This window comes from Achromobacter maghribensis (assembly GCF_057334215.1).
Genome location: NZ_JBHFII010000005.1, coordinates 224,566 through 233,235 on the forward strand (window position 1 = coordinate 224,566; position 8,670 = coordinate 233,235).

An 8,670-nucleotide genomic window follows, 5' to 3' on the forward strand; every position below is an offset into this window, starting at 1 on the left:
AGGTCCTAGATGAACACGCTACTCTGGCTGCGCACCGACTTGCGCCTGCACGACAACCCCGCATTGGCTGCCGCCGCCGAGAACGGCACGGTCACCGCGCTGTTCCTGGCGTCGCCCGGGCAGTGGCGCCGACATGGCGACGCGCCGGCCAAGGTCGATTTCTGGCTGCGCAACCTGCGCGAGCTTGCGGGCGATCTGGGCGCGCTCGGCATTCCTCTCAAATTATTGACAGTTGCCGACTGGGACGACGCTCCCCGTGCCATCGCAGGCTTTTGCCAGGCGCACGGGATCGCGCAAGTCCATGCCAACACCGAATGGGCCATCAACGAACGCCGCCGCGACGCGGCAGTGGCCGACGCGCTGCAGGCGGACGGCGTGGATTGGACGTTGCACCACGGCGCCTCGCTGCTTCGTCCGGGTACGGTGCTGACCGGTAAAGGCGAGTGCTACCGCGTCTACACGCCCTATGCGCGCACCTGCCGGGAACGGCTGCGCACGGCGCCGCTTCGCCCCGTGCCCGCGCCACGAGCCCAAGCCGCGCCGCCCTGGGCAGCGGATCCCCTGCCCGACGCGTTTGACGGTTTCGCGCCCCCGAGCGACGCCGTGCGCGCGCTGTGGCCCGCGGGTGAAGCGGCCGCCGGCGAGCGGCTGGCCGCCTTCGCCGACGGCGTCATCGACGCCTACAAGGACGAGCGCGACTTCCCCTCGTTGCCCGGCACCAGCTGCCTGTCGCCCTATCTGGCGGCGGGCGTGCTGTCGCCCGGCCAGGCGCTGCGCGCCGCGCTTGCCGCCAACCAGGGTGAACTGGACAGCGGCAAGGCGGGCGCCACCACCTGGATCAACGAACTGCTGTGGCGCGAGTTCTATCAGCATCTATTGGCCGCTTATCCGTCGCTGTCCATGCACCGGCCCATGAAACCGGAAACGGCCGCCGTGCCCTGGCGCGACGCGCCTGCGGACCTGCACGCCTGGCAATACGGCAAGACGGGCATCCCCATCGTCGATGCCGCCATGCGCCAGTTGCTGGCGCTGGGTTGGATGCACAACCGGCTACGCATGGTCACGGCCATGTTCCTGTCGAAAAACCTGCTGATCGATTGGCGACTGGGCGAAGCGTGGTTCATGGCGCAACTGGTGGATGGCGATTTGGCGGCCAATAACGGCGGCTGGCAATGGAGCGCGTCAACCGGGGCCGACGCGGTGCCCTACTTCCGTGTGTTCAACCCCTTGTCGCAATCCCGCCGTTTCGATCCGCGCGGCGCCTTCCTGCGTGAATGGCTGCCCGAACTGGCTCACCTGGACGACCAGGCCATCCACGACCCCAGCCCGATGGAACGCGCGGCGGCGGGCTACCCCGCGCCCATCGTGGACCTGGCGCAAAGCCGCCTGCGCGCGCTGGAGGCGTTCGGCAATCTGCCTGCCGTTTAAGGCCGGCTCAGCCGCCCGCCGCGGCCTGCTTGTCCAGCCGCTTGATGAACACCTGCAATTCCTTTTCGACCTGCTTGTCTCCGCGTGCCTGAGCGGCCTCCAGGCCGGCGGTCCACGCCGCCCGCGCGCCGTCCAGGTTGCCTTGCCCCTGGCACGCCTTGCCCAGCCATTTCCACGCGACCGAGTAAGCGGGGTCGAACGCCAACCCCGCCCGCAGGTGTGGTTCAGCTTCGCGAAAGCAGTCTTGCTCGGCATAGGCCTTGCCCAGCGAAAACCGCAGCAACATATTGTCGGTGCCCTTGGCCAGCATGGCCTCCAGGCGTTCGATCATTCCTTCCATCGCGGCTCTCCTGCTGATGCTCGATGTTGATGCGACATGATAGGACGGCCGTCTCCGCAAGGCATGAATGGCCCCTCCCGGGCACCGGGATAAAGACGGCCGGATAAACGATTCGTTTCCTTGCGTTTCAAGGATGAGTCGCCAGGGATCGCTTAGGTGAATACTCTGTCTGACGTTAAGTCGCCTGTTTAAAGGACACCGCCCTATGGCATCGCCGATTGCTTGGCTGTTGCGCTTTGCGCCGCTATTGCTCCTGCCGCTGGCCGGAGGCGTGCTTGCCCAACAAGACACCCAATCGCAAGCGCGGGAAGCCGCTATCGTCAATCGGGTGACGTGGGGCGCGACGCCCACAGAACTGGCGCGCGCCAGCAAGTTGGGAATCGACCGCTACTTGCAGGCGCAATTGCACCCGGCGGCGCAAGACAAGTTGCCGGAAGCGGTGCAGCGGCGTATCGATGCCTTGGCAATTTCCCGGCAATCAGACGAAGATGCGCGGGCGGCCCAAATGGATCTACGGCGGCGGGCGAAGAAACTTCCGGAAGACAAAAAGGTAGAGGTAAACCGCAAAGCGCGACAGATGTCGTCACGACGCGCAGCCGGAGTGAACGAACGCGCTTTCTTGCGGGCCCTGTACAGCAGCAACCAATTGCAGGATCAGATGACCTGGTTCTGGATGAATCACTTCAACGTGGATCTCCAGAAGGGGGACGTCGGGATCTTTCTCTCCCAGTATGAAGACCGTGCTATCCGCCCGCATGCCTTGGGAAAGTTCCGCGACCTGCTGGCCGCCACCATGCGATCGCCGTCCATGCTGATCTATCTGGACAACACGCAGAACATGGCGGGCAAGATCAACGAAAACTACGCGCGCGAATTGATGGAGCTGCACACATTGGGGGTGAACGGCGGCTACTCCCAAAACGACGTGCAAGAGCTGGCCCGCATCCTCACCGGCCTGGGTATCAGCAATAGCCTGGCGCCGCCAGAGATCAAGCCCGCCTTACGGGCGCAGATTGTGCAGGACGGCTATTTTCTTTTCAATCCAGCGCGTCATGACTTTGGGAACAAGATGTTCCTGGGCCACTCCATTGCCGGCGCCGGCATGCCAGAGGTGGAGCAGGCTGCGGACCTGTTGGCGCGTCACCCCGCCACCGCGAAGTTCATCAGCAGAAAACTGGCCACCTATTTCGTGGGCGACACGCCACCGGCGTCTTTGGTCGACAAGATGAGCCGGACCTTTCTGGACAAGGACGGGGATATTTCCGCCACGCTCCAGACGCTCTTCGCGTCGCCGGAGTTTGCCGCATCGCTAAAGACCGGCGTGTTCAAGGATCCCGTGCACTACCTCTACTCGTCGTTAAGGTTGGCGTATGACGGTTTGCCGCCAATCATCAACTCTGGAGTAGGCGTCAACCTGCTCAAGCGGCTTGGACAACCCCTGAATCAACATCTGACGCCGGACGGCTATCCGCTATCCCAATCGGACTGGTCAGGGTCCGGGCAAATGACGGTGCGCTTCGAGATCGCCAGCGCCATTGCGGGCTCGCCGCTATCCTTCTATCGTGAAGGTCCGGATGACCGCCCGGCCACCGTCCCGAAACCACCGAACCTGCTGAAAGCCAACGACGCAAACGGCCTGTTTTCGTCCCTGTCGCCGCGTACACGCAAGGCGATCGAGCAAGCCAAATCGACGGTGCTCGCCAACACCTACCTGCTGGCCTCGCCAGAGTTCATGCGCCGCTAGGAGCCCCCATGGATCGCCGCCGACTTCTGCAATTGATGGCTGCCGCCCCGCTGGTGCTGGGGGGTAGCCGTATCTATGCCGCCCCCGCCGCATCCGGCAACCGCCTGCTGGTGGTCTTCATGCGCGGCGCCTACGACGCCGCCAGCCTGCTGGTTCCCGCCAGCAGCGACTTCTACTATGAATCCCGCCCCAACATCGCGATCGGCCGGCCGGGTGGCGGGCCGGGGTCGGCCTTGCCGCTGGCCGATGGCTGGGCGCTGCACCCGGCGCTGGCCGAAAGCCTGTTGCCGTTCTATGAAAAGCGCCAATTGGCCTTCGTGCCGTTCGCCGGAACCGAGGACCTTACCCGCAGCCATTTCGAAACGCAGAGCAGCATCGAACGCGGGCTGGGCGCGGGCCAGAGCGGCAATTACCGGTCGGGATTCCTCAACCGCCTGGCCACTGCCCTCAACGGCAAGCAGCCGCAGGCGGCGACCTTTACCTCCGAAGTGCCACAGATATTCAGGGGCGACGCCCGCATCCCCAACATCGACCTGATGGGCGCGGGCAGCAAGTCCCGCCTGAGCGATGACGACGCCCGCATTATCGCTTCGCTCTATGAAGGCACCGATCTACACGCAGCGGTTACCGAAGGGCAACGCGTCATGGGCGCCGCACGGTCGGAGATCGACGCCGAAATGAAGGCAGCCAACGGCAATGCCGTCTCCACCGACAAGCTTGAATTGGAGATCCGCCGCATCGCCCGCTTCATGAGCGACCGCTACAACCTGGGCTTCGTCGATGTCGGCGGCTGGGACACGCATGTGGGACAAGGCGCCGCATCGGGCGGGCTGGCCAATCGCTTGGGCCAACTCGGCCGGGCCCTTGCCGCCTATGCCGAAGAAATGGGCCCCGCCTGGCGGCAGACCACGGTCGTGGTGATCAGCGAATTCGGCCGGACGTTCCGCGAAAACGGCAATAAGGGCACCGACCACGGGCATGGCACGGTGTATTGGGTCATGGGCGGCAATGTGCAAGGCGGACGCATCGCGGGCCGGCAGGTGGCGGTCAAGCGCGACACCCTGTTCCAGGACCGCGACTACCCCGTGCTGAACGAGTACCGGGCCGTCTTCGCTGGCTTGTTCTCGCGCTTGTACGGGCTGGACAAGGCGCGCCTGGCGCAGGTGTTCCCAGGCGTTGCGCCGCTAGACCTGAAGCTGGTCTAAACCGCGTTCGCGGACGCGTCCAGGCGCTACACTCGACGGCAGGCCGCGCACTGGCGCCCCCGCGTCCAGACGCCTGCCACAGGAGCCCGCATGAGCAATATCTACGATTTCACCGCCCGCGACATCAACGGAGAAGACCGCTCGCTGGACATTTACCGGGGCCGCGTGCTGCTGGTCGTGAACGTTGCCTCCAAGTGCGGCTTCACGCCGCAATACGCGGGCCTGGAAGAACTCTACCGCGCGCTGCGCGACGACGGCCTGACCGTGCTGGGTTTCCCGTGCGACCAGTTCGGCCACCAGGAGCCCGGCGATGAAGCCGAGATCCGCAACTTCTGCTCGACCCAATACGACATCACCTTCCCGCTGTACGCCAAGGTCGACGTCAACGGCGCGGATGCGCATCCCCTGTACCGCTGGCTGAAGGGTGAAAAGCCCGGCGTCTTCGGCACCGAAGGCATCAAGTGGAACTTCACCAAGTTTCTCGTCGGCCGGGACGGCCGGGTCATCAAGCGCTACGCGCCCACCGACACGCCGTCGGGCCTGAAGGACGACATCGTCCAGGCGCTCTCCGCCCCCGTCTAAGGCCCCGGCCCCCGCCTACCGCAGCGGCGGCAGCCGGCGGCGCACCGTGTGCGCCTTGACGATGGCGGTATTGGTTTCAGCAAATTCCGTCACGCGCTCAAGGATGCCGTCCAGGTGCGAAATGGACCTCAGCACCACGCGGGCGATGAAGCAGTCATCGCCCGTCACCTTGTCGCATTCCACGAATTCCGGGATCTCCTGGATCAATCCCTCGACGTGCCGCAGTTGCCCCGGCAAGGGCCGAATGCGCACGATCGCCTCCAGCGTGTAGCCCAGCGCCACCGGATCCACATCCAGCGTATAGGCCCGAATGACGCCCGACTCCTCCAGGCGCCGCAGGCGATCCGCCACGCTGGGCGCCGACATGCCCACCTGCCGCGCCAGGTCGGCCGTGGTGGTGCGCGCGTTGACTGACAGGGTCTCAACCAGCCTGCGGTCGATGCCATCCAGAACAGGGTTTTCGTTTTTTAGGTCGTTTTGCATAAATTCCACCTAAAAGAAGGTATGACATTAAAAGCACCACAGGAACATCATATAACCACGTTTATCTGCCTGGGATAATTTCTCCATCGTACATCGCGGATCGCCCGCCCGGAGAACCCACATGAATTCCGTATCAGAACGCCTCGGCCTGGCGCAAATGGCCGCCGCCATGACCCTGTCCGGCACGCTTGGCGTCTTCGTCATCGAATCCGGTCAAAGCGCCTGGAACGTGGTTTTTTTCCGCTGCGTCTTCGGAGCCTTGTCGCTGTTCCTGTATTGCTGGGCGCGCGGGCTGCTCAAGCCCGGCCTGTTCACGGCAAGAACGCTGGCCCTGGCGCTTGGGGCGGGCGCCGCGCTGGTGCTGAACTGGGTGCTGCTGTTCTCGGCATACCGGCTGGCATCGATCTCGCTGGCCACGGCGGTCTATAACGTGCAGCCGTTTTTCCTGATCGGGCTGGGCGTGCTGTTCCTGGGCGAACGCCCCTCGCGCGGCAAGCTGGCCTGGACGGTCGTGGCCTTTGCCGGGCTGCTGCTGGTACTGCGTCTGTCGGACACCGGCGGCGCGGACGGCGCCGGCTATCTGACGGGGCTGATGCTGGGGCTGGGCGCGGCGGCGCTCTACGGCGTGACCGCCATCATCGTCAAGCGGTTGACGGGCATCCCGCCGCAGGTGCTGGCATTGGTGCAAGTCGCGCTTGGCGCCATCATGCTGCTGCCCATGGCGGATTTCAACGCCCTGCCCGCCGCCCCGCTGCAGTGGGGGTATCTGGTGGCGCTGGGCCTGATCCACACCTGCCTGATGTACATCCTGATGTACTCGGCCATCCAGAAGCTGCCCACCACCTCCACCGCCGCGCTCAGTTTCATCTACCCCGCCGTGGCCATCCTGCTGGATTTCGTGGTCTACGGCCATCGCATGGACGTCACCCAGGTCGTGGGCGTGGCGATGATCTTCCTGGCCGCCGCGGGCGTCAGCCTGAATTGGACCTGGCGCTTGCCGGGCCGCGCCCGCCCGGGCGCGCGCGCCGCCTGACCCCGGCACGAGGGGAAACCCGCACCCGGGCCCCGGTTATTCAGGTTGGGGCCAAGCCGTCCCCGCTATCATGGCTTTTCCCATCCGCCGGCCCCCGCCGGCGGTGCCATGATTCCCAGGACGCTCCCATGATCGATCTCTACTACTGGACCACGCCCAACGGCCACAAGATCACGCTGTTCCTTGAAGAAACCGGCCTGCCCTACGAGATTCACCCGGTGAACATCAGCCGCGGCGACCAGTTCAAACCTGAGTTCCTGGCCATTGCGCCGAACAACCGCATTCCTGCGATCGTCGACCAGGCCCCCGCCGACGGCGGCGCGCCGATTTCGTTGTTCGAATCCGGTGCCATCCTGCAGTACCTGGCCGAGAAGACCGGGCGCTTTCTGCCCGCCGACGTGCGCGGCCGCGCCGAAGTCTCGCAATGGCTGTTCTGGCAGATGGGCGGCCTGGGTCCCATGGCGGGCCAGAATCACCACTTTTCGGGCTACGCGCAGGAACGCATCGCCTACGCCATCGACCGCTATGTCAAGGAAACGAACCGCCTGTACGGCGTGCTGAACAAACGGCTGGCCGACCGCGAATTCGTCGCGGGCGACTACTCCATCGCGGATATGGCCGCCTACCCCTGGATCGTGCCGCACGCCAAGCAAGGCCAGGATTTGAACGACTTCCCGCACCTGCAGCGCTGGTTCAACGCGATTGCCGCGCGCCCCGCCACGCAGCGCGCCTATGCACTGGCCGACACCATCAACACCGCACCGTCGATCAGCGACGAGGAATCCCGCCGCATCCTGTTCGGCCAGACCGCGCAGCAAGTCGCCCGCTGAGCCTCCGGAGACGGCCCATGACAGAACCGAAACTGGCGTTCCGCCGCGCCCGCGCCGAAGACTTGCCGCATATTGTCGCGATGCTGGCCGACGACGAACTCGGCGCCACGCGTGAAGACCCTTCCGTGCCGCCGAATCCGCGCTACGTCGCCGCGTTCGCGGCAATCAACCAGGATTCCAATCAATTCCTGGCGGTGGTCGAGCGCGATTCGCACCTGGTCGGCTGTTTGCAGTTATCGTTCATACCCGGCCTGTCGCGCCTGGGCCAATGGCGCGGACAAATCGAGAGCGTGCGCATCGCCTCGTCGTCACGCGGTGAAGGCCTGGGGCGCGCCATGTTCGAATGGGCGATCGAACAATGCCGCATCCAGGGATGCGGCATTGTCCAGCTGACCACCGACCGCGCGCGCCCGGATGCACGACGGTTTTATGAAAGCCTGGGTTTCACGGCCAGCCACGATGGCATGAAACTCAGCCTGTAGTGCAAGTAGATGATTTTGCAAGGAACGTCCATGCATGGTGAATACAAAGTCCCCGGCGGCAAACTGGTCGTCGCGGATCTGGAAGTGCGCGATGGCCGCCTGGCCAATGTCCGTATCAGCGGTGATTTTTTTCTTGAGCCTCCCGAAGCGCTTGAAGCCATCAACAACGGCCTGAACGGCATGCCCGCCGATGCTGGCGAACTGGAGTTGGCAGTCGCCGTCCAGTCCGCGCTGCCCGCCGACGCCGAGCTGTTCGGCTTTTCCGCCGAAGCCGTGGCCGTCGTCTTGCGGAGGGCGCTGGCATGACGCGCACCGACTGGAACGACTACGACTGGCAACTGATTCACGAAGGCCCACAGGCTCCGTCGTTGCACATGGCGCTGGACGCCGTCATCACCGATGAAGTCGGCGCCGGCCAGCGCCCGCCCACCTTGCGCATCTGGGAATGGTCCGCCCCCGCCGTCGTGATCGGCCGTTTCCAGTCCTTGAAAAATGAAGTCGATCCTGAAGGCGCCAAGCGCCACGGCATCGAGGTCGTGGGCC

The 8,670-nt window shown here is 64.7% G+C and carries 11 protein-coding genes; 9 read left to right on the forward strand and 2 right to left on the reverse strand.

Features of this window, described 5'->3' with window-relative positions; translation table 11 throughout:
- Nucleotides 1-9: 9 nt before the first annotated feature.
- Nucleotides 10-1,428, forward strand: coding sequence for a deoxyribodipyrimidine photo-lyase (gene phrB / locus ACE039_RS02560; protein WP_485821608.1), 1,419 nt, complete (start codon nucleotides 10-12; stop codon nucleotides 1,426-1,428).
- Nucleotides 1,429-1,435: 7 nt separating this feature from the next.
- Here the strand turns inward: phrB and ACE039_RS02565 are convergent, their stop codons facing one another.
- The gene (locus tag ACE039_RS02565; RefSeq protein ID WP_485821609.1) at nucleotides 1,436-1,768 is read right to left on the reverse strand and encodes a hypothetical protein; all 333 of its coding nucleotides are present in this window, start codon (nucleotides 1,766-1,768) and stop codon (nucleotides 1,436-1,438) included.
- Nucleotides 1,769-1,973: 205 nt separating this feature from the next.
- Here ACE039_RS02565 and ACE039_RS02570 point away from each other — a divergent pair, with 205 nt between their 5' ends.
- The 3 genes from ACE039_RS02570 (at nucleotide 1,974) to ACE039_RS02580 (ending at nucleotide 5,299) form a co-directional block, all read left to right on the forward strand.
- Nucleotides 1,974-3,512, forward strand: a complete 1,539-nt coding sequence (locus ACE039_RS02570; protein ID WP_485821610.1) for a DUF1800 domain-containing protein — start codon at nucleotides 1,974-1,976, stop codon at nucleotides 3,510-3,512.
- Nucleotides 3,513-3,520: 8 nt separating this feature from the next.
- Complete coding sequence (locus ACE039_RS02575; RefSeq protein ID WP_485821611.1) at nucleotides 3,521-4,717, forward strand: DUF1501 domain-containing protein; 1,197 nt, start codon at nucleotides 3,521-3,523, stop codon at nucleotides 4,715-4,717.
- 90 nt (nucleotides 4,718-4,807) lie between these two features.
- Nucleotides 4,808-5,299, forward strand: a complete 492-nt coding sequence (locus ACE039_RS02580) for a glutathione peroxidase (protein WP_105559635.1) — start codon at nucleotides 4,808-4,810, stop codon at nucleotides 5,297-5,299.
- A 15-nt stretch (nucleotides 5,300-5,314) separates the two neighbouring features.
- On the opposite strand, the gene ACE039_RS02585 is transcribed toward ACE039_RS02580, so the two are convergent.
- The gene (locus ACE039_RS02585; RefSeq protein ID WP_105559636.1) at nucleotides 5,315-5,782 is read right to left on the reverse strand and encodes an Lrp/AsnC family transcriptional regulator; all 468 of its coding nucleotides are present in this window, start codon (nucleotides 5,780-5,782) and stop codon (nucleotides 5,315-5,317) included.
- A 121-nt stretch (nucleotides 5,783-5,903) separates the two neighbouring features.
- On the opposite strand from ACE039_RS02585, the gene ACE039_RS02590 reads away from it, so the two are divergent.
- The 5 genes from ACE039_RS02590 to ACE039_RS02610 all read left to right on the forward strand — a co-directional run.
- Nucleotides 5,904-6,815: a DMT family transporter gene (locus ACE039_RS02590; protein WP_485821612.1), complete on the forward strand. Its 912-nt coding sequence runs from the start codon at nucleotides 5,904-5,906 to the stop codon at nucleotides 6,813-6,815.
- A 128-nt stretch (nucleotides 6,816-6,943) separates the two neighbouring features.
- Nucleotides 6,944-7,645: a glutathione S-transferase N-terminal domain-containing protein gene (locus tag ACE039_RS02595; protein ID WP_485821613.1), complete on the forward strand. Its 702-nt coding sequence runs from the start codon at nucleotides 6,944-6,946 to the stop codon at nucleotides 7,643-7,645.
- Between the two features lie 17 nt (nucleotides 7,646-7,662).
- On the forward strand, nucleotides 7,663-8,127 hold the full coding sequence (locus ACE039_RS02600) for a GNAT family N-acetyltransferase (RefSeq protein WP_485821614.1): 465 nt from the start codon (nucleotides 7,663-7,665) through the stop codon (nucleotides 8,125-8,127).
- A 30-nt stretch (nucleotides 8,128-8,157) separates the two neighbouring features.
- Nucleotides 8,158-8,433, forward strand: coding sequence for a lipoate-protein ligase small subunit (gene lplB, locus ACE039_RS02605; protein ID WP_105559744.1), 276 nt, complete (start codon nucleotides 8,158-8,160; stop codon nucleotides 8,431-8,433).
- The coding region (locus ACE039_RS02610; RefSeq protein ID WP_485821615.1) for a lipoate--protein ligase family protein at nucleotides 8,430-8,670 on the forward strand (241 nt) is incomplete at its 3' end. The genes lplB and ACE039_RS02610, both read left to right, overlap by 4 nt.